This is a genomic window from Primorskyibacter sp. S87, assembly GCF_049801055.1.
GTDB lineage: Bacteria > Pseudomonadota > Alphaproteobacteria > Rhodobacterales > Rhodobacteraceae > JBNAGF01.
On the sequence record NZ_JBNAGF010000002.1, the window covers coordinates 96,100 to 115,249 of the forward strand.

General features: G+C 58.4%; 16 protein-coding genes and 2 tRNA genes. 10 read left to right on the forward strand and 8 right to left on the reverse strand.

Going from position 1 to position 19,150, the window contains the following annotated elements:
• The 5 genes from ACP15U_RS03895 to ACP15U_RS03915 form a co-directional block, all read right to left on the reverse strand.
• Positions 1–1,722 carry a Na/Pi cotransporter family protein gene (locus ACP15U_RS03895; protein WP_425043832.1) on the reverse strand — a complete coding sequence of 574 codons (1,722 nt, stop codon included), beginning with the start codon at positions 1,720–1,722 and terminating at the stop codon, positions 1–3.
• A gap of 133 nt (positions 1,723–1,855) precedes the next feature.
• A complete protein-coding gene (locus ACP15U_RS03900) occupies positions 1,856–2,887 on the reverse strand; it encodes a TRAP transporter substrate-binding protein (protein WP_425043833.1) in 1,032 nt (343 codons plus the stop codon).
• Between the two features lie 70 nt (positions 2,888–2,957).
• Positions 2,958–4,283: a TRAP transporter large permease gene (locus ACP15U_RS03905; protein WP_425043834.1), complete on the reverse strand. Its 1,326-nt coding sequence runs from the start codon at positions 4,281–4,283 to the stop codon at positions 2,958–2,960.
• Entirely contained in the window at positions 4,283–4,801 is a 519-nt protein-coding gene (locus ACP15U_RS03910; protein WP_425043835.1) for a TRAP transporter small permease subunit, read from the reverse strand. The genes ACP15U_RS03905 and ACP15U_RS03910 overlap by 1 nt, the downstream gene beginning before the upstream one ends.
• 16 nt (positions 4,802–4,817) lie before the next feature.
• Positions 4,818–5,585, reverse strand: coding sequence for an N-formylglutamate amidohydrolase (locus ACP15U_RS03915; protein WP_425043836.1), 768 nt, complete (start codon positions 5,583–5,585; stop codon positions 4,818–4,820).
• A gap of 134 nt (positions 5,586–5,719) precedes the next feature.
• Here ACP15U_RS03915 and ACP15U_RS03920 point away from each other — a divergent pair, with 134 nt between their 5' ends.
• The 6 genes from ACP15U_RS03920 (at position 5,720) to ACP15U_RS03945 (ending at position 10,281) form a co-directional block, all read left to right on the forward strand.
• Entirely contained in the window at positions 5,720–6,592 is an 873-nt protein-coding gene (locus tag ACP15U_RS03920) for a MurR/RpiR family transcriptional regulator (protein ID WP_425043837.1), read from the forward strand.
• A gap of 215 nt (positions 6,593–6,807) precedes the next feature.
• On the forward strand, positions 6,808–7,305 hold the full coding sequence (locus ACP15U_RS03925) for a hypothetical protein (RefSeq protein WP_425043838.1): 498 nt from the start codon (positions 6,808–6,810) through the stop codon (positions 7,303–7,305).
• Positions 7,306–7,473: 168 nt separating this feature from the next.
• Positions 7,474–8,412, forward strand: coding sequence for a pirin family protein (locus tag ACP15U_RS03930; RefSeq protein ID WP_425043839.1), 939 nt, complete (start codon positions 7,474–7,476; stop codon positions 8,410–8,412).
• Positions 8,413–9,015: 603 nt separating this feature from the next.
• Positions 9,016–9,092 (forward strand) — tRNA-Asp (locus ACP15U_RS03935).
• An 87-nt stretch (positions 9,093–9,179) separates the two neighbouring features.
• Positions 9,180–9,256: transfer RNA gene (locus tag ACP15U_RS03940), tRNA-Asp, on the forward strand.
• 152 nt (positions 9,257–9,408) lie between these two features.
• On the forward strand, positions 9,409–10,281 hold the full coding sequence (locus ACP15U_RS03945; RefSeq protein WP_425043840.1) for a glycosyltransferase family 2 protein: 873 nt from the start codon (positions 9,409–9,411) through the stop codon (positions 10,279–10,281).
• 56 nt (positions 10,282–10,337) lie between these two features.
• Here the strand turns inward: ACP15U_RS03945 and ACP15U_RS03950 are convergent, their stop codons facing one another.
• Positions 10,338–11,732: a M20/M25/M40 family metallo-hydrolase gene (locus tag ACP15U_RS03950; RefSeq protein ID WP_425043841.1), complete on the reverse strand. Its 1,395-nt coding sequence runs from the start codon at positions 11,730–11,732 to the stop codon at positions 10,338–10,340.
• A 250-nt stretch (positions 11,733–11,982) separates the two neighbouring features.
• Here ACP15U_RS03950 and hemA point away from each other — a divergent pair, with 250 nt between their 5' ends.
• The 3 genes from hemA (at position 11,983) to ispG (ending at position 15,797) form a co-directional block, all read left to right on the forward strand.
• The gene (gene hemA, locus ACP15U_RS03955) at positions 11,983–13,206 is read left to right on the forward strand and encodes a 5-aminolevulinate synthase (RefSeq protein ID WP_425043842.1); all 1,224 of its coding nucleotides are present in this window, start codon (positions 11,983–11,985) and stop codon (positions 13,204–13,206) included.
• Positions 13,207–13,330: 124 nt separating this feature from the next.
• Complete coding sequence (locus ACP15U_RS03960) at positions 13,331–14,542, forward strand: helix-turn-helix domain-containing protein (protein ID WP_425043843.1); 1,212 nt, start codon at positions 13,331–13,333, stop codon at positions 14,540–14,542.
• Between the two features lie 118 nt (positions 14,543–14,660).
• Entirely contained in the window at positions 14,661–15,797 is a 1,137-nt protein-coding gene (gene ispG / locus ACP15U_RS03965; RefSeq protein ID WP_425043844.1) for a flavodoxin-dependent (E)-4-hydroxy-3-methylbut-2-enyl-diphosphate synthase, read from the forward strand.
• A 28-nt stretch (positions 15,798–15,825) separates the two neighbouring features.
• Here the strand turns inward: ispG and ACP15U_RS03970 are convergent, their stop codons facing one another.
• Both ACP15U_RS03970 and ACP15U_RS03975 read right to left on the reverse strand, forming a co-directional pair.
• A complete protein-coding gene (locus tag ACP15U_RS03970) occupies positions 15,826–16,578 on the reverse strand; it encodes a DsbA family protein (protein ID WP_425043845.1) in 753 nt (250 codons plus the stop codon).
• Entirely contained in the window at positions 16,575–17,951 is a 1,377-nt protein-coding gene (locus ACP15U_RS03975; RefSeq protein WP_425043846.1) for a M48 family metalloprotease, read from the reverse strand. The genes ACP15U_RS03970 and ACP15U_RS03975 overlap by 4 nt, the downstream gene beginning before the upstream one ends.
• On the opposite strand from ACP15U_RS03975, the gene ACP15U_RS03980 reads away from it, so the two are divergent.
• Positions 17,950–19,095 (forward strand): pyridoxal phosphate-dependent aminotransferase, encoded by a 1,146-nt coding sequence (locus tag ACP15U_RS03980; RefSeq protein WP_425043847.1) that lies wholly within the window; start codon positions 17,950–17,952, stop codon positions 19,093–19,095. The genes ACP15U_RS03975 and ACP15U_RS03980 overlap by 2 nt on opposite strands.
• Positions 19,096–19,150: the final 55 nt, after the last annotated feature.

The window sequence follows — 19,150 nt, forward strand, 5'->3', positions numbered from 1 at the left end:
TCAGTCATCGACCTGCTCTTTCTTGATTTCCGTGACCAGCCGTGTCTCGAGGATCTGGCCTTTGCTGTAGAGGATCGGGTAGGCGACCGAGGCAATATGGCCGTGCAGGTCGCGAAAGGCTCGCAGAGTTTCCAGATGCAGATCGCTTGACTGAAAGCTTTCAGCAGTCCCGCGTTCCAGCCGTTTCAGATGTGCCTTGCGGCTGGCGCGCTCCATGCGCTTCACTTCGGCCTTGTCCAAAACCAGCCGACGGGCGCATTCCAGATCGTCGACGAGAACGATATGGCGGGCCAGCGAAAAGCTCTCCGAGACCGCTTTGTGCAGGTCCGTCAGCTCTTTCCAGCCAGCCGCCGAGAAACGTGCAATTTCTGTGTGTTTTACCTGTGCGCAGCGTGTAATTCGTTTTGACAGGATATCGCCTGCGGCTTCGACCCGGATCGCATATTCGACCAATGCGCGCGCCGTCTTGATTTCGGCCTTGCGCATGTTCTGGCGCGGCATCCGGGCGACAAAACGGCGAATTTCGGCAAGCTGTGCGTTGACCCTTTCGTCCTCTTGCCAGATTGCGGCAATCGCGTCGGTGTCATCGGTTTCATACAATTCCAGAATGGGCCGCATCATGCGTTCGACCCGAGTGACCATCTGCAACAGCTCCTGCCTGACCGACGACATGGCCACGGCCGCGCGGGGGTCGTGTGACGTTTCCAGCGGGCTGTATGGCGCGAACATCTGTGAAATGTCACGGCGGCTTTCCTCTTTCTCGGGCAGCAGCAGTTCCATCGGCTTTTCCAACGCGTTCACGAAGCCGATCGACGTCAGGGCCAGCAAAAGGTTGAAGCCGATATGTGCAAGCACAAGAGACTGCCCCGGTTCGGCAATCATCAGGATCTCGGACAGATCAAGCATGTTGACGGCCAGCAGCAAAAGGAATGCGGCACTGCCTCGGAGCAGAAAATTTGCCAGTGGAATACGGCGCGGGGCCGGGGCCATGTCACGGGTCAGCCAGATCGGGATCAGCGCGCCCCCAAGATTGGCGCCGAAGACCAGTGACAAGCCAGCAGCAAAGGGCAGAGCCTCGACCTGAACCAGAGCGACACACATCAAGATGGCGGCGACACTGGAGTGCATCACGAAAGCCAGCGCGGCTCCGGCCAGAAAGGCTGCCACATAATCGTTGCTAAGATAGCCGGCAACTGCAGGCAAAAATTCGCTCTGCCTGATGGGATCCACTGCGCTCCGCAGGAGTTGCAGTGATATCAGGATGAAGGCGATGCCCAGAATAATCCGCCCGGTCAGCCGCATCTGACTGCTGTCGGATTTCAGGTACAGCCAGCCTCCTCCCGCCAGCAGGAAAGGCTGCAACCAGCGCAGGTCGTAGGACAGGATCTGCACCACAATCGCCGATCCCAGATCGGCGCCGAGCACCCCGGCAAGTGCCAATCCAAAACTGACCATACCCGCAGCGGCAAAACCGGTGAGAAGCAGGGCCACGGCCGCCGAACTTTGGATGACCGCAGCCAGAACCATCCCGGACAGCCCGGCGAGAAACGGATTGGAATGTCCGGTCAGGACTCGTTCGAACATGGCACCGAAACGCCGCTCGATCCCGGTTCGGACAAACCGCACGGCAAAGAGCAGCAGCATGGTCGCCGCAAAGATCTCGATTATGAACCCAGCAATCGCCAATGGATCACCTTTGTAACGGCGCAGGCAAAGCTGCATCCGTCCCCGCCCGCATGGTGTTGGGTTTCAGGATAAGGGGAAGGTTGCGGGTTTGTATCAAAGGAGCGACCATTTTGATCCTGATTGTCACCCGGCGCGCGCACTGTCGCGCCGGGTGGTGTTGTCTTGCGGATTAACCGTACCGGTATGGGCGGCCGGCCTTCTGCATGTCCGCATTGTACTTCTTGAAGATCTCGACGACCTTGGCCTTGGTTTCGGATTCTGCGGCCACTTCATCCCAGAACGTCACGGCTGCGGCTTCGACCTGCGCCCACTCTTCGTCAGGTATCGAAGTCAGCTCCATCTTGGTGCCGTTGACACGCAGTGCAGCTTCGCCGCCCCAGTACCACCACTGGCGATAATAGTGGGACTGGTCGCAGCATACCCGGAACAGGGTTTGCAGGTCTTCGGGCAGTTCGTTCCAACGGTCCATGTTAGCAAAGAACGATCCGGCCCATGCCCCGGAAATGTTGTTGGTCAGGAAGTAGTTGGTCACATCGGCCCAGCCGACGGTGTAGTCTTCGGTGATGCCTGACCACGCGACTCCGTCCAGCTCGCCTGTCTGCACCGCGACTTCGATGTCTTCCCACGGCAAGGTCACCGGAACCACACCGAACTGGGCCAGGAAACGCCCTGCGGTCGGGAAGGTGAAGACGCGCTTACCCTTAAGGTCGGCAAGGCTGTTGATGGGGTCCTTGGTGGCAAAGTGGCAGGGATCCCATGCACCGGCGCTGATGTGTTTGACACCAACCTTGGAGTATTCCGCATCCCAGATCTCGTTCAGCCCGTATTGGTTGAACAGCACCGGCACATCGAGCGAGTAGCGCGAGGCAAATGGGAAGTAACCGCCGAACACTGTGACTTCGGTGGGCGAGGCCATTGAATCATCATCCGACTGCACCGCATCGATCGTGCCGCGCTGCATTGCTCGGAACAGCTCGCCGGTCGGAACCAACTGATCTGCATAGAACAGTTCGATTTGCATCCGGTCGCCTGCAATCTTGTTGAACATTTCGACCGCTGGGTCGATCACATGCGCGGCAAGGGCAGGGCCGGCATAGGTTTGCATCCGCCATTTGATGGTGGACTGTGCCAGTGCCGGCGTCGCCAGCGCGGCCGCCGGTGCGACGGCGGCGCCTTTCAGAAATGAACGTCTGTTTGTCATTTTGTATCCTCCTGTTGGTCTCTTTCGGTTTGGTCTGGTGCCCCGGTGACTCCGGGGTCATTTTGGGTGGTCACTTGTTGTAAACGAGTTCGGGCAGCCACAGCGCGATCTGTGGGAAAACCATGATGATCGTCAGCGCCAGCGTCATCACCAGAACGAAGGGCAGGATCGAGCCGTAGATATCGCGCAGGCTGATCTCGGGCGGCGCCATGGCCCGCATCAGGAACAGGTTGTAGCCGAACGGTGGTGTCATATAGGCGATCTGCGTGGTGATCGTGTAAAGCACGCCATACCAGATCAGGTCGAATCCGAGCGCCTTGACCAGCGGGACATAGAGCGGCGCAACGATGACCAGCATTGCCGTATCATCAAGGAAGGTGCCCATCAGGATAAAGCTCAGCTGCATCAGGATGAGGATCATCCACGGATCGAGGCCCAGCCGGTCGGTGAACAGGTTCTCGATAGCCCGAACAGCGCCGAGCCCGTCGAAAACCGCGCCAAAGGCTAGAGCGGCAAGAATGATCCACATGAACATGCAGGAGATACCGAGGGTCGAGCGCACTGAGGTTTCAAAAACCTCCCGCGTCATCCGGCCCTTCAGAACGGCCGCGACAAAGGCTGTCAATGCCCCGATGGCAGAGCTTTCCACCAGAGAGGTCCAACCATTCACGAAAGGGACCATCATGGCGGCAAAAATCGCGAACGGCAGCAGCCCGGCACGCAGCAGCGCCAGTTTTTCCGGCAGCGGCACGTTCCGTTCTTCAGGGGGAAGGGCTCGGCCAAGGTCAGGGTTAATCCGGCAGCGGATCGCGATGTAGAGAATGAACATCGTGGCCATCATCAGACCCGGGACCACGCCTGCCAGCCAAAGCTGCCCGACTGGTTGCCGGGCGATCATGGCATAGAGCACCAACACGACCGAGGGCGGCACTAGAATACCCAGAGAGGACCCGGCCTGGATCACCCCGGTTACCATTCTCTTGTCATAGCCCCGCTTCAGCAGTTCAGGCAGGGCAATGGTCGCTCCGATGGCCATGCCGGCAACACTCAGCCCGTTCATGGCAGAGATCAGAACCATCAGTCCGATCGTGCCGATGGCCAGGCCACCGTTCAGCCCGCCCATCCAAACATGGAACATCTTGTAGAGGTCATCGGCGATCTTTGATTCCGACAGCACGTAGCCCATGAAGATGAACATCGGTAGGGTCAGCAGCGGATACCATTTCATGAGCTTCATTGCTGCGGCAAAGCCGAGGTCATAGCCTCCCCGGTCGCCCCAGAGCAGCAGCGCGGCGACAACGGCAACGAAACCGATAGCGCCGAACACGCGCTGGCCGGTGAGCAGCATCAGCATCATTGTCGAAAACATCAGAATGGCGATCAATTCATAGGACATCAGACCACCTCCCTCGGGATGTCTTCGCCCCGTATGCGAAGGATGTCCTTGGCCAGCTCCGACAAGGCCTGCAGCAACATCAGAACCAGCCCGGTCAGCATGATCAACTTGATCGGCCAGAGGTAGGGGCGCCATGCGGTCGGGCTGCGTTCCCCGTATTGCAGGGAGTAGCTGAGCGAATCCCAGCCGCCATAAACCAGAACGCAGAGGTAGAAGATCAGGAACAGCACCGTCAGGGCGTCTGTCCATGCCTTCCGACGACTGGACCACTCACCATAAAGCAAATCCATCCGCACATTCGATCCCATCTGGATCGAGTAAGGGCCGCCGAGCATGTAGTAGGCGACCATCGCGAACTGCGCCATTTCCAGCGTCCAGAGTGAGGGCAGAAAGAAGGTCTTGGACACAGACGACCACAACAGAATGGCCATCATGGCAAAGATGCCATACATCACCACCCGACCGATCCAGCGGTTTATCCCGTCAATGAACGAGATATATTTCCGCAATAAATTCATACCTGTATCCCTGTCGTCATGTCTGAACCTCTTGTGGGACCAGTTCACTTATTGTCGCTTGCAGCATGGGTGCGAGCAGCCCCGTCATCCGGGTGATGCCGCCGGGGCTGTCTAGCAGGTCATTGCGGATCTCAATCATCACGTTGGGCAATCCCCTTTTCAGGCCATGCTCCCGCAATGTGTGGGTCACGCCATCGGCGGCGGAATAGGGTTGATTGAGCGCGGTTTTCAGGCCGGAGCCCGAGGCGGCCTTGAGCAGAATGCGCGCCGCACGGTCATCCGCGTCGTGCAGAATGCCAAGCTCCACGTCCCGGCGCCGTCCGTGATAGACAGGCGTAAAACTGTGGATCGTTATCAGTACCGGCGGCGTGGGGCGGGCATCCAATGTAGCGGACAGAAGCCTTTGAAACGGGTTGTAAATTTCCTGCACCCGGCGGTTTCTCTCTTCGGTCGTCAGCTCAGAGTTGCCGGGAACTTCGAAGGCTTCGCTTCGGCTGGGAATTGCACCCTTTGCATCCGGTGGCCGGTTGCAGTCGTAAACCAGCCGGCTGACCCGCGACAGGACAAGCGGAGCATCCAGTGCGCCCATCAGCTCGATCGCAAGGTCTCGGGCTCCAATGTCCCACGCGGCATGGGACAGGGCGGCGGTTGCCGTCAATCCAAGCTCATCAAGGGCAGCAGGTATAAAGCGGCTTGCGTGCTCGCAAACCAGCAGCGCGGGTGCTTTCCCGTTCGTATTCAATGCCCGCGCAGCAGGAGACTCGATCGGATCGAGGAGCGGCATGGAGGAAGCAGACTCGGGGTTCGCAGGCATGTGAAGCATTGGTTACACTTGCCTGCCGCCTGTCAAGAAAATTTCTGTAGACATGATTACAGAAGTCAATAATCTGTAGAGAAAGCTAAATCCGAGGCGCCGACGTGACCCCGACTTCCAAGCTTGTCAAACAGCTGATCCAGGATGAAATGGAGGAACTGACCCGTTCCGAAAGGCAGCTGGCCTCGGTGCTGATGCAAGATTACCCGATGGGCGGGCTACAATCGATTACCAAGCTGGCCGCTGCGGCCGGGGTTTCGACGCCCACAGTCATCCGCATGGCGCGCAAGCTTGGCTTTGACGGTTTTCCCGATCTTCAGGATGCGCTGCGCGAGGAAGTGGCGGCCCAAATCAAAAAGCCGATTTCAAAACGTGACGCTTGGGTTGTGGACGAAAGCGCTGAACACCCGTTGATGCGGTTTGCGCAGGTCGTATGGACAAATATGCGCCACACGCTGGAGCGTATCGATATCGACATGTTCGACGCGGTGGCGCAGGTTCTGGCCGACACCAGCCGCCCTTTATATGTCGTGGGTGGGCGGATCACCCGGTCGAACGCCGACTACCTGTATAATCACATGCAGATCATTCGGCCCAATGTGACGATGCTTGGCAATTCGGCCAATGTCTGGCCGCAATATCTGCTCGACATGGGGCAGGGGGCCGTGCTGGTGATCTTTGATATCCGCCGCTACGAGGCCCATCTGGAAAAGCTTGCCCAGATTGCAAGTGATCGCGGTGTCACTGTCATCCTGTTCACGGACCAATGGGGCTCTCCAATCGCAAGGTGTTCCGATTATACATTCAACGGCTTGGTCGAAGCTCCGTCGAGCTGGGATTCGACCATCGCATTACAGCTGATTGCAGAGGCTCTCATCGCCGAAGTGCAGGAAACCCGTTGGGAGCAAAGCAAGGAACGCATCGAGGAGTTGGAGGCGATGTTTTCTTCAACGCGTCTGTTCCGAAATCAGGGCTGAAACCGGACTGAATGGCTTGTGTCGAGCCCGTCAACACTCCGTCAAAAAGGGCGATTTGGGGCAAATATCGACTCTCGAGCCCATGATGCCAGCCGAAAGCTGCCTAAGCGGCGGAAATCGGGAGAAAAATTCAATAGCAGAGTCGACCTGCCCAAAGTCTTGCGCTATGTTCGCTCTGTCGCCCGGAAACGACATAGCTTACAGGATGAAAATCTATGATTGACTTCAAAACGATCGCTGCCAGCGCGCTCATTGCAACCGTGGCTGCTGCTGGTGCCAGCGCGCAGACTTTCACGGAATACGGCTCCGCCGGTGGCTGGAATGTATTTACCAAAACTGATGATAAGACCTGCGTTATCGAAACCCGCCGCGAAGGCCTGATCGTTCAGATGGGCATTCTGGCCAACCAGGATCTTGGCTACATCGGTGCCTTTACTCAGGAAACCGCCGAGGGTCTGGAGCAAGGGAATGAGTTCATCATCGATATCGATGGCGATCTGTTCACCGCCAAAGAATCCGTGATGGAAGGCAATTCGCAGGGATATTCCGGCGCGTTCATCAAGGCGAACAACCCGGCGTTCATCTCTGACATCGCCAACAAGCAGACCATGAAGGTCATTGATGCAGACCGCGTGTTCACGCTTGACCTGTCCGGCACCAAGGCCGCGATGGACATGGGCCGTGAGTGCATCATGAAAGCCAACTCCAACTAAGTTTGGCAACTTCTACAATTTGGGCCTGATCCTGCCGTTGCAGGGTCAGGCCCTTTTCATTGGAACATCCGCATGTGCATTGCCGCACGTCCAATGTCTGAATTGTGGGAATGGGATTTTTCGCGGGTTCTCATATCTTGGGTGCATCAGCAGATCTGGAGGAACACGATGAGCTGGAGCCCCATTCTCGACCCGGACATACCGATCGGTGACGCCGTCGATTCAATCGAGACTGTGATCGTTCCACGGGCCCGAGATCTCGGCGGTTTCGAAGTGCGGCGGGCCCTGCCGGCGCCAAGGCGTCAGATGGTTGGCCCGTTCATTTTCTTCGATCAGTTCGGCCCGGTGGAATTGCTGACCGGGCAGGGGATTGATGTTCGACCTCACCCCCATATCGGGCTGGCGACAGTGACGTATTTGTATTCTGGCCGTCTGCATCACCGCGACTCGCTCGGTACAGATCAGTGGATCGAACCGGGCGAAGTGAACTGGATGGTTGCCGGCCATGGGATCACCCATTCCGAGCGCACGGACGATGCGACTAGAACGGACCCATTGTCCATGTTCGGGATACAGACTTGGGTGGCCTTGCCGGACGAGCAAGAGGACCGCCCGGCGGCTTTTGAACATGCTGCACGAAAAGATCTGCCTTTTCTCGACGCCGAGGGGAAACAGGTTCGGTTGATCCTCGGAACGGCCTATGGCGAAGCTGCGCCGGTCTCTACAAGCTCCGAGATGTTTTATCTCGACGTACGACTAGACCCGGGCAGTTCCATACCATTACCTGACAACCACGAGGACCGCGGTGCCTATGTACTGGACGGATCGGTCGAGGTTGCGAGGCAGGTCTTCGAACCGGGTCGGATGATGGTGTTTCGGCCGGGGGATCGGATCAGTCTGAAAGCAGGTGATACCGGCGCCCGGCTGATGCTGTTGGGGGGCGAGACAATGGGCGGCCCGCGCCATATCTGGTGGAACTTTGTTGCGTCGTCAAAAGAGAAGATCGAGGCCGCGAAAGAAGCGTGGAGGGCAGGGGATTGGACCCACGGCCGGTTCCGGTTGCCGCCCGGAGATGATCGTGAATTCATTCCGCTGCCTGATCCTTAATCGTCTGAAATAATTTGGTTTTACTTCTGAATGTTACGTGCTCTTCTTCAGCTCAAACCGATCTCTGGAACCAAGGCAGGCGTGTTTCGCCCAGACTCCTGAACCAAAAGAATGTTGCCCTAAACCTGTTGGCTCGGTGACTTTGGCCCGCGTTTGCAGATCCGAATGCAAGACATCCCGCTGAAGCCGTTCCGGCCAAAACATGCCCGCGATCTGCGAGGATTGTTTTGCGGGATCGGTCCCTCTCGTTTGATCTTGGGCCGCGCCGTTTCCTGGCTTGTGAAGGCACCGTGAGAGTAGCAAGGACTACCGCGGCGGCACCCTTGGGCAGCTCTCAATCGGCGGGCTACGAGCGGGTCTGATCTGGTGCATCCGGGATGACTTTGACCTTATCGCAGCGCCTGAGTTTTTTCCGATGAATTCGGCTGTGCCGCAAATACCAACACCTGTGTTCGATCTGCAGGTGACAGGTCAGGTCGACCCTTGGAACACGACTTCGAAAAAACCCGATGCGGAAGTGGAAAAATCTGAAAAGCCTGCTTGACGGGGCCGGGGAGGGGTCATAATACAGCCGAACGTTCAGCATCGCTGATCGGGCAGTGAGCGGTTGTAGCTCAGTTGGTTAGAGTACCGGCCTGTCACGCCGGGGGTCGCGGGTTCGAGTCCCGTCAACCGCGCCACCGCTGCCATCCCCTCGGTTCCGGGGCGCCTTTCGGGGTAGGAGCCAACGCCGAAAGGCAAAAAAAGACCCTGTCGAAAGACAATGCGCGGTTGTAGCTCAGTTGGTTAGAGTACCGGCCTGTCACGCCGGGGGTCGCGGGTTCGAGTCCCGTCAACCGCGCCACTTTTCCCCCAAAACGCCATAAGTTTCCCTTTTGTGAAGCCCTGGACCAGATGCTGGTTTTCTCTGGTCAGGCAAATTGCGTTCTTTGGGGATTCTCAGGAATCTCCGGCTGCGCTATGAAAGGGCAAGAGCAAGAAGGCGAGGCGCAGGACATGCAGACAGTTGCAGCACTGACCATGGTGCGGGATGACGCGTTTTTTCTGAAAGCGTGGCTGCGCCACTACGGAGAGATGTTCGGGCGCGAGAACTGCTATGTGGTCAATCATGGCTACGGTCAGGAAGTGGCGGATCTGGCAGCCGGCTGCAACGTCATCGGAATACCGGGCGATCCTCACAAGAACTTTGACATGAAGCGTTGGCGAATGCTGAACAATTTCGTCATGGGATTGCGCTGCTACTACAACCACGTGATCGTCGGGGACGTTGATGAACTGGTGGTGCTGGACCCCCAGGCCGGGATGAGTCTGCCGGACTGGCTGGACGCTCAGCCGGCGAAACGGGTGCTGACACCGTTGGGTCTTGAAGTCATACACCGGATCGACGTGGAACAGGAGCCGATCACAGACCGAATTCTAGGCCCGCGCCGCCACGTGCGGCCAGCCCCACATTACTCCAAACCGTGTGTCATCTCGACCGGCACCAAGATCGCGCGCGGAGGCCATTTCACCCAATACGAAAAGCTCCATACACCGGATGACCTGTATCTTCTGCATCTCAAGTTCTGTGATTTTCCCGCCTATTCCGAGGCCATGGACCGACGAAACGAAGTAACGGCGGCCACTGGCGTCACGGTAAAAGAGGCCTCGATCGGGCGGCATTGGTTTGCCGAAGCGCGGGGCGAGGACAGAGCCGTATTCGAAGCCTTTGCAGATCTGGAGATGCAGGATGGCTTCGACATGCGTCTGCTGCGCCGGAAAATGCAGAGGACATTCAAGCCGCGTGGTGAGACCGGGTTTTATCAGTTTGACCGCCCGGAATACCGAACCCAGTACCTGTTGCCAGATCGGTTCTCCGGGCTTCTGTAGACGCGCAGATTGTTATGGCCGTCCAGTCTCTCACGCGCCAGACCTAAGGCCTGATTTCAGCCCTTGGTCAATGCATCCAGAATCCGGGCCCAGCTGCGGATACCTTTGTGGAAACTCTCGACGTCATATTTCTCGTTCGGCGAGTGGATTGCATCATCTTCATTGGCGAAGCCGACAAGCATGGATTCCATGCCCAGGATAGATTTGAAGAACCCGGCAATCGGGATCGAACCGCCCATTCCTGTAAATACCGCTTCGCGTCCCCATTCATTAGACAATGCTGTGCGTGCCGAGGAAAACTCGGGGCGGGTAATATCCATGACCGAGGCAGGCGATCCTTCGGAATCATTGTCCCATTCAATGCTAAGATCCGGCCCGAGGCGGGCTTCGACATGTGCCCGGATCCTGTCACGCAACGCATCCGGGTCCATGTGACCCACCAGCCGGCACGTGATCTTGCAATGTGCCTTGGACGGGATCACAGTCTTTGAACCGGCACCATTGTAGCCGCCCCACAGACCGTTGATTTCCAGCGTTGGTCGGGCCCATTGTTGTTCAAGCGTGGAATAGGCCTGTTCGCCATGAGCCTGAGTGTATCCGGCGTTGGACAGGTAATCCTGCTCGTCAAACCCGCAGCCCTGCCACTGACGCAACTGATCCGCGGGGACTTCCGCGACACCTTCGTAGAACCCTTCGACAGCCACCCGACCGGTTTCGGCATCATAGAAACTGTCGATGATCCGGGCCATCTCGCGCAGCGGGTTCAGGCCCGGACCGCCATAGTGACCGGAATGCAGGTCGATACGCGGGCCAGTCAGTGTGAATTCGTCCTTGAGCATGCCGCGCAGCTGAGACGCGATGGAGGGAACGCCCCGGGATACCATCGACGTGTCACAGATCAGCGCGATATCAGCCTTCAGCTCGGTAACGTGATCTTTCATGAAAGGAACCAAAGAGGGCGAGCCTGATTCTTCTTCGCCTTCGAAGAAATAAGTGATGCGGCACGGCAGTGACCCGTTCACCGCCTTCCACGCACGACAGGCTTCCACAAAGGTCATGAGCTGCCCTTTGTCATCAGATGAGCCGCGTCCGCGGATCACTTTGCCATTGGGCGTGTCTTCCAGCCGAGGCTCGAACGGAGGTGTGTTCCACAACTCCAGTGGGTCCACGGGCTGAACGTCATAGTGGCCATAAAACAGCAAATGGGGTACACTGTCTCCCAAGTCCTGCCCTATATGCCCGACGACCATCGGGTGGCCGGGGGTCGGGCGTTTTTCTGCCTCAACGCCAATGGCTTGCAGGTCGCGTACCAACCAGTCGGCGGCCTGGTCGCACGACTCTTTAAAGGCTGGGTCCGTCGAAATCGACTGGATTCGCAAGAGCTCCATAAGTCGGTCCATTGCGACGGGAAGATCAGCATCGATACGGGTGAGGACTGAGGCGAGGGACATGGTGTTCTCCCGGTTGGATCTGGTGGTTTTGGCGCTGAATGTGGGGCACTGACCGGGGACTGTCCAGAGCGCGTTGATCTGGATCAAGGCTGCGACATGAAGCGCAACGGTAATGAGTTGATCGGGAGAGGGGAGAACTGTATCCATTCCTGAACGTGAATACGGCCTTGGCGTGCCTGCTTGGCGACGCATTGCACCGGTTGCCTAAGGCAGCGGGCGCCTGAAGAGGCAGAACTCAAGGAGAAGTCCTTTGGACTACGCCGCAAAGCTAGACGACGCAATTGCACGCCTTCACGACGAAGGCCGGTATCGCACATTTATCGACATCGAGCGTCGCAGCGGACATTTCCCCCACGCTATCTGGACCAAACCGGACGGTTCGGAGCAACCGATCAGCGTGTGGTGCGGAAACGATTACCTCGGGATGGGGCAAAACCCAGTGGTGCTGGAGGCGATCCATGAGGCAACGGATTCCGCTGGTGCCGGTTCCGGCGGGACACGAAATATTTCGGGCACCACCGTGTATCACAAGCGACTTGAGGCCGAGCTGGCGGATTTGCATGGCAAAGAAAGCGCCCTGCTGTTCACTTCGGCCTATATTGCCAACGACGCGACGCTTTCGACCCTGCCCAAGCTGTTTCCCGGCCTGATTATCTATTCGGATGAATTGAATCATGCCTCGATGATCGAAGGTGTGCGCCGCAACGGCGGAGCGAAGCGGATATTCCGGCACAACGATCTGGCACATCTGCGTGAACTTCTCGAGGCGGATGACCCTGCAGCCCCGAAACTCATCGCATTTGAATCGATCTATTCGATGGACGGGGATTTCGGCCCCATCGAGGCAATCTGCGATCTTGCCGACGAATTTGGTGCGCTGACCTATGTGGACGAAGTCCATGCGGTCGGCATGTACGGCCCGCGCGGCGGCGGTGTTGCTGAACGCGACCGGCTGATGCACCGGCTGGATATCATTAACGGCACGCTGGCCAAGGCGTATGGGGTCATGGGGGGCTATATTGCGGCATCCCACAAGATGTGTGACGCGATCCGCTCCTATGCTCCGGGCTTCATTTTCACGACGTCCCTGCCGCCGGCGGTAGCAGCCGGGGCCGCTGCCTCGGTCGCATGGCTCAAGCGGCACCCCGAGCTTCGGGAAAAGCACCAGGAACAGGCCCGGGTCCTCAAGTTGCGCCTCAAGGGTATGGGGCTGCCGATTATTGATCACGGATCGCATATCGTCCCGGTGATTGTGGGTGACCCTGTCCACACCAAGAAGCTGTCGGACATGTTGTTGGAAAATTACGGAATTTACGTGCAGCCGATCAACTTTCCGACTGTTCCGCGCGGCACCGAGCGCCTGAGGTTTACACCATCGCCCGTGCATGGGCCGGAGGAGATGAACAAGCTGATTCGGGCCCTGGACGAACTTTGGTCACATTGTGCGCTGAATCGTGCCGAACTTGCAGGATAAGCTGCGACCTGTGTGCAAACCACTTGTCCTGTGTTACGCTTGAAGTAACAACAAGCGTGTTCGAATCGTAGGGGCGATTTCAGACGCTGGCGTATCGCGCGGCAGGCAAAATGGGGCGGCAGGAATGATAGGGCGCAGATCTCAGCGCAAACCGGAAGAAGTGGAAGTTGTCGAGGGGCCAAAGAGCTTCGACGACTTTGAGCTTCGTCTTGGTGACACGATGCGCGGAGAGCGGGCCACGATGGGCAAATCTCTGCTCGATGTGCAGCGCGAACTGCGGATCAAGGCGAGCTACATCGCCGCAATCGAAAACTCCGACCCAACTGCTTTTGACACGCCCGGTTTCATTGCCGGCTACGTACGGTCCTATGCCCGGTATCTGGGCATGGATCCGGATGAAACATTCGACACCTTCTGCCAGGAAAGTGGGTTCACGGTTGCCCATGGCATGTCCGCCGAAGCTTCGGGCAAGAAACATGACGGGATGGCCCCACTGGCGTCGGACAACCGCGGCGCCGAGGCTTTTGCAATTCCCGGCAGCGGATTTCACCACGACGGCGGCAGTCTGTTCCAGCATATCGAAGCTCGCGCTATCGGATCGACACTTGTGCTGCTGGCGTTGATCGGCGGCATTGGATACGGCGGGTGGTCAGTTCTCAAAGAGGTGCAGCAAGTGCAGTTCGCCCCGGTAGAGCAGGCACCGGTTGTTCTGTCAGATCTTGATCCACTGAGCGGGGCAGCGACGGCTGAGGCCGAAGACGGTGCGACACCCGGGCTGCCCAGTGCCGAGGCGCTGGATCGTCTCTATCGCCCGCAGGCGTTGGATGTTCCGGTTCTGGTATCTCGGGATGCTCCGATTTCCACGCTGGATCCGCGCAATGTCGGCACGTTCCCGGCGCCAGAATTGCCCGAGGTGCAGATTGCATCGGCGCAGATGGCCCTTCCAGAAGCCGTGCCTCAGGTTCTTGAAGAGGCCCCCCAACAGCTCAAGGTGCTGGCCGTGCGCACCGCCTGGATGCGGATCAAGGCCCCGGACGGAACCGTGATCTTTGAGGAAACCCTGCCGGCAGGCAGCACCTATGAGGTGCCAAGCTTTGAAGAGCCGCCGATCCTGAGGGCCGGTGCCAGCGGTGCGGTCTATTTCGAAATCGGTGACAAGCATTATGGGCCGGTTGGCGATCCCGGAACCGTAACCGACAATGTCACGCTTGCCATTGATGCGGTAACCGAATCCTATTCGATTGCCGATCTGACAAGCGACGATGATTTGCGTCGGTATGCCGAGGCGCAGACACAACCCGTTGAGCAAGACCTCACGCCTGCGCCCGAGCAGTAAGTTCACCTTCTGCCCAACAACCCCTGCTAGCAGAGATCCCGACCCGTGCGGGATTGCGACTGCGGCGATACCGGACTATCTAACGCGCAGGATCTCTCAACATCAGCGGAGTCGGCTCATGTCGCTCAACCATGTGCGCCCGTGGCGCAACATCTATCGCCGTAAGTCTCGCCAGATCATGGTTGGAAATGTGCCAATCGGTGGTGACGCCCCGATCGCTGTTCAAACCATGACCAACACGCTGACCACTGACGCCGCCGCGACGATCGCTCAGGTCCAGGCCGCAGCCGAAGCAGGCGCCGATATCGTTCGGGTCTCTGTTCCCGACGAGGCCTCGTCCAAAGCCTTGAAAGAGATCGTGGCGGAAAGCCCGGTTCCGATCATTGCCGACATTCACTTCCACTACAAACGCGGGATCGAGGCTGCCGAAGCCGGCGCGGCTTGTCTGCGCATCAACCCGGGCAACATCGGTGATGAGACGCGGGTGAAAGAGGTCATTCAGGCGGCCCGGGATCACAATTGTTCCATCCGTATCGGTGTCAACGCTGGAAGCCTCGAACGGCATCTGCTTGAAAAATATGGTGAACCCTGTCCCGAGGCGATGGTGGAAAGCGGGTTGGAACATATCCGCATCCTACAGGACAACGACTTTCACGATTTCAAGATATCGGTCAAAGCCTCGGACGTGTTTCTGTCAGCTGCGGCATATCAGGGTATCGCCGAAGCGACTGATGCGCCTATTCATCTGGGCATCACCGAGGCCGGCGGGCTGGTCTCGGGCACCATCAAATCGGCAATCGGTCTTGGTAATCTGCTCTGGATGGGGATTGGCGACACGATCCGTGTCAGCCTGTCGGCAGATCCTGTCGAAGAGGTAAAGGTTGGATACGAGATCCTGAAATCGCTGGGCCTGCGCCATCGCGGGGTCAACATCATCTCGTGCCCATCCTGCGCGCGGCAAGGGTTTGACGTAATCAAGACGGTCGAAGAACTGGAGCTGCGGCTGGCCCATATCCACACACCCATGAGCCTATCGATCATCGGTTGTGTCGTGAACGGGCCGGGTGAGGCATTGATGACTGATGTGGGTTTCACCGGCGGCGGGGCCGGGTCGGGCATGGTTTACCTAGCGGGTAAGCAGAGCCACAAGTTGAGCAACGAGGCAATGATCGACCATATCGTCGAACAAGTGGAAAAGAAGGCGGCAGAGATTGAGGCCGCTACCGACGCTGAAGGTTCCGAAGCGGCGGAGTGACCCCCCGCCGCTTGTTTCGCCTTGGGCATCAACCTTTGTCGCGTTTGTCGTCGACCATGATCAGCATCTGTTCGGCCGGCAGGTAGCCGCGCAGCAATTCGTCATCCAGCACGAATGTCGGTGTGCCGGATATGTTCATCCGCTGCGCCAGCTGCGCTGTGCGGGTCAGATCCTCGGTCACTTCTGCGGATGGCATTGTTTCGAAGATCTTATCGGTTTCGAGCCCCAAGCCTTCGCTGATCCGGCGCAAACTTACTTCGTTCACCTCGCCTGAATATTCCAGCAGAGCGTCATGCACCTGCTTGTAGGCGTCATTGCCAGCCACTTTCAGCGTAGCAACCGCGAACCGCGCCGACAGGACAGAGGCCTCGCCCAGAATCGGGTATTCCTTGATGATGAGGCGGATATTGCCGTCTTCTTTCAGAACCTTGGCCACCTCCGGCACCGCTTTGCGGCAATAGCCGCAGCGATAATCCATAAACTCGACCAGAGTGATGTCGCCGTCGGGGTTGCCGCCGACCCATGAGTATCCATCGTTGAACAACTCGTCAGCATTATGCGCGACCAGCGCATAGTCTGCCTGTGCTTCGGCCTCGGCGCGTTGCTGTTCGAGTATATCGATCGCTTCGATGATCACCTCGGGATTCTCGAGCAGGTAAGACCGGATCTCGGCTCGGAACGCCGAGCGCTCGTCTTCGTTCATGTTGCTCAGGTCCAGAGCCTGTGCCGGTGCGGCAAGCAGAGCCATGGCGGTGAGGGCCGGGGCAGCAAATCGGATCATTTCTTTTTCCTTTTGTTCAGTCTTTCAGCGGCGATAAGCACGTCCTGTGCCCGTTGCCACGCGGCAGAGCCGCGGGGCAGTTGTGCCACCGCTCTTTTTGCGTGCAGTTCAGCGTCAGGAAGCCGTCCCTGCAAAGCATAACGTTCCGCGGTTACCATCGAGGCCATACCGTTTTCTCCCAGATTGGCATAGGCCACAGCCAGATCCCGCATCATGCGCCCGTCACGGAAATCCCGCTGCCGAGCTTTTTCCAGATATTCCAGTGCCTCCCGCGAGCGGCCCGTTGCCAACAGTGCGCGGCCGTAACCCGCAAGGATCAGGGGTTCGCGCGGGGCTAGGTCGACCGCCTTGCGATAGGAGGCCAGCGCCGGGTCCCATTCCCTGTTCTCCATCATGATCTGGCCACGCAATTCGTAGTAATATGGGTCATCAGGTCGGATCTCCAATGCGCCATCTATGGCAGCGCGGGCGCGGGGCAGGTTTCGTTGGCGATGATACGCCACGGCCTCGCGCATCAGACGGATATCCGACGCAGCCTCGCTTGGGGCTCGTCGCATGGTCCATTTCGGAGCGCGGAGAAACGCCGAAAGTTTGCCCCGAACCCGGGCGAACCAGTAATCAGCGTGTGGATTTGGCAATGCGCTGCCGCCGTAGGTCGCAAGAAAGGTCTCGGCTGCGCGAATCCGGTCCCGCGTCAACGGATGAGATTGCATATAGGGATCCTGCTGTCCGACGGTGAGCAACTCCTGTCCGCGAAAGGCATGGTGCAGATCGACCATGCCCTGCAGGTTAATCCCGGCATTGCGCAGAAACCCCGCAGCGGACCGGTCCGCCGAGGATTCCTCCGCACGCGTGTGCTTTAGAAAAGACCGAAAAGCCGAGCTTTGAGTGCCGGCTGCAATACCAACGGCCGCCTCGGAGGCCCCTGCGACGGCTGCGATCAACGCCAGTGCCGCACCCAGATTGGCGACCCCCCGGGCGTGCTGCATGTTACCCATCCGACGGGCGAGGTGCCCATTGGTGATATGCGCCGCTTCGTGGGCGATGACCGCCTGCAGCATGTCGGCCCGGTTGACCTTCATGATCAGGCCGTAGTGCAAAAATATCGTCTGGCTGTCGATCACGAAAGCGTTGAAGCTGTCATCGTTGACGACCAGAACGCGCACCCGTTTCGGGCTGAGGCCGGCGGCGACCAGAACCGGGCCTGCAATCTGTTGCAGCCCGTGTTCGATATCCGGGTCGCGTAGAAGTGTTATCGCTGCCGAGGGCAGGGCGCTGCAAAGATAGAGAAGCACCGCCAGCATGACAGCCGGGATTGACCTCGACCCGGATAAGCGATCAATAACCATGCGCGCACCATGGGAGTATGTCATGAGAAACTCAACCCGATCCGAGGTCGATCCTTTCATTGTGATGGATGTCATGGAGGCGGCCCGAAAAGCCGAAGAAAGCGGCCGTCACATCATTCACATGGAAGTCGGCCAACCAAGCACTGGCGCGCCGAAAGGGGCGGTTGAGGAACTGGCCAAATCCCTGACTTCGGACGCGCTTGGTTATACGGTGGCATTGGGTTTGCCGCCCCTTCGGCAGAGGATCGCCCGGCTATATGGCGAATGGTATGGGGTAGATCTGAACCCTGAACGCGTTTTGATCACTCCGGGATCTTCCGGCGCGTTCCTGCTGGCCTTCACCGCGCTTTTTGACAGCGGCGACAGGGTGGGGATCGGCGCGCCGGGGTATCCTTCCTACCGGCAGATCCTGTATGCGCTGGGCATGATGCCTGTCGATATCTCCAGCGCCCCGGAAAACCGCTACCAGCCGGTTCCGACAGATTTGCAGGGGCTGGATCTGGCCGGGTTGATGGTGGCCTCGCCGGCCAATCCGACGGGAACGATGCTGGATCGTTCGGCCATGGGCGCGTTGATCGAGGCCTGTCACGCGCAGGAAACAGCCTTCATCAGCGACGAGATCTACCACGGGATCGAATACGAGGCCAAGGCGGTAACGGCGCTGGAACTGACCGACGAATGCTACGTGATCAACTCGTTCTCGAAATACTTCTCGATGACCGGCTGGCGGGTCGGGTGGATGGTGGTTCCTGACGATCATGTGCGAACCGTCGAACGAATTGCCCAGAACATGTTTATATGCGCGCCTCATGCCAGTCAGGTTGCTGCTCTGGCTGCGATGGAGTGTGGCGACGAGTTACAAGAAAATCTTGATGTCTACAAAGCCAACCGCGCCCTGATGATGGAGGGTCTGCCCACGGCGGGCTTCGCGAAAATCGCGCCGCCAGACGGAGCGTTCTATGTTTATGCCGACGTGTCGGATCTGACGGATGACAGCAGGGCATTTGCCGCCGAGATTCTGGACAACGCGGGTGTCGCGGTCACGCCGGGATTGGATTTCGATCCAGAGCGGGGGCACCACACCCTGCGCTTTTCATATGCGCGGTCGACTGCCGATATCGAGGAAGGGTTGGCGCGTCTTGCGGATTTCATGGCGAGGCGCGGCTAGGCGCGGCGACTCGGCTAAGTTATGCTGCGTCCGAAATGGCCCGCCGCAAGAGCGG

What these genes read in the sequence shown, in the direction of transcription:
- ACP15U_RS03895 (WP_425043832.1), bottom strand. Translation starts at nt 1,722, where the DNA reads ATGCAGCTTTGCCTGCGCCGTTACAAAGGTGATCCATTGGCGATTGCT.
- ACP15U_RS03900 (WP_425043833.1), bottom strand. Translation starts at nt 2,887, where the DNA reads ATGACAAACAGACGTTCATTTCTGAAAGGCGCCGCCGTCGCACCGGCG.
- ACP15U_RS03905 (WP_425043834.1), bottom strand. Translation starts at nt 4,283, where the DNA reads ATGTCCTATGAATTGATCGCCATTCTGATGTTTTCGACAATGATGCTG.
- ACP15U_RS03910 (WP_425043835.1), bottom strand. Translation starts at nt 4,801, where the DNA reads ATGAATTTATTGCGGAAATATATCTCGTTCATTGACGGGATAAACCGC.
- ACP15U_RS03915 (WP_425043836.1), bottom strand. Translation starts at nt 5,585, where the DNA reads ATGCCGCTCCTCGATCCGATCGAGTCTCCTGCTGCGCGGGCATTGAAT.
- ACP15U_RS03925 (WP_425043838.1), top strand. Translation starts at nt 6,808, where the DNA reads ATGATTGACTTCAAAACGATCGCTGCCAGCGCGCTCATTGCAACCGTG.
- ACP15U_RS03930 (WP_425043839.1), top strand. Translation starts at nt 7,474, where the DNA reads ATGAGCTGGAGCCCCATTCTCGACCCGGACATACCGATCGGTGACGCC.
- ACP15U_RS03945 (WP_425043840.1), top strand. Translation starts at nt 9,409, where the DNA reads ATGCAGACAGTTGCAGCACTGACCATGGTGCGGGATGACGCGTTTTTT.
- ACP15U_RS03950 (WP_425043841.1), bottom strand. Translation starts at nt 11,732, where the DNA reads ATGTCCCTCGCCTCAGTCCTCACCCGTATCGATGCTGATCTTCCCGTC.
- ACP15U_RS03960 (WP_425043843.1), top strand. Translation starts at nt 13,331, where the DNA reads ATGATAGGGCGCAGATCTCAGCGCAAACCGGAAGAAGTGGAAGTTGTC.
- ispG (WP_425043844.1), top strand. Translation starts at nt 14,661, where the DNA reads ATGTCGCTCAACCATGTGCGCCCGTGGCGCAACATCTATCGCCGTAAG.
- ACP15U_RS03970 (WP_425043845.1), bottom strand. Translation starts at nt 16,578, where the DNA reads ATGATCCGATTTGCTGCCCCGGCCCTCACCGCCATGGCTCTGCTTGCC.
- ACP15U_RS03980 (WP_425043847.1), top strand. Translation starts at nt 17,950, where the DNA reads ATGAGAAACTCAACCCGATCCGAGGTCGATCCTTTCATTGTGATGGAT.
- ACP15U_RS03975 (WP_425043846.1), bottom strand. Translation starts at nt 17,951, where the DNA reads ATGACATACTCCCATGGTGCGCGCATGGTTATTGATCGCTTATCCGGG.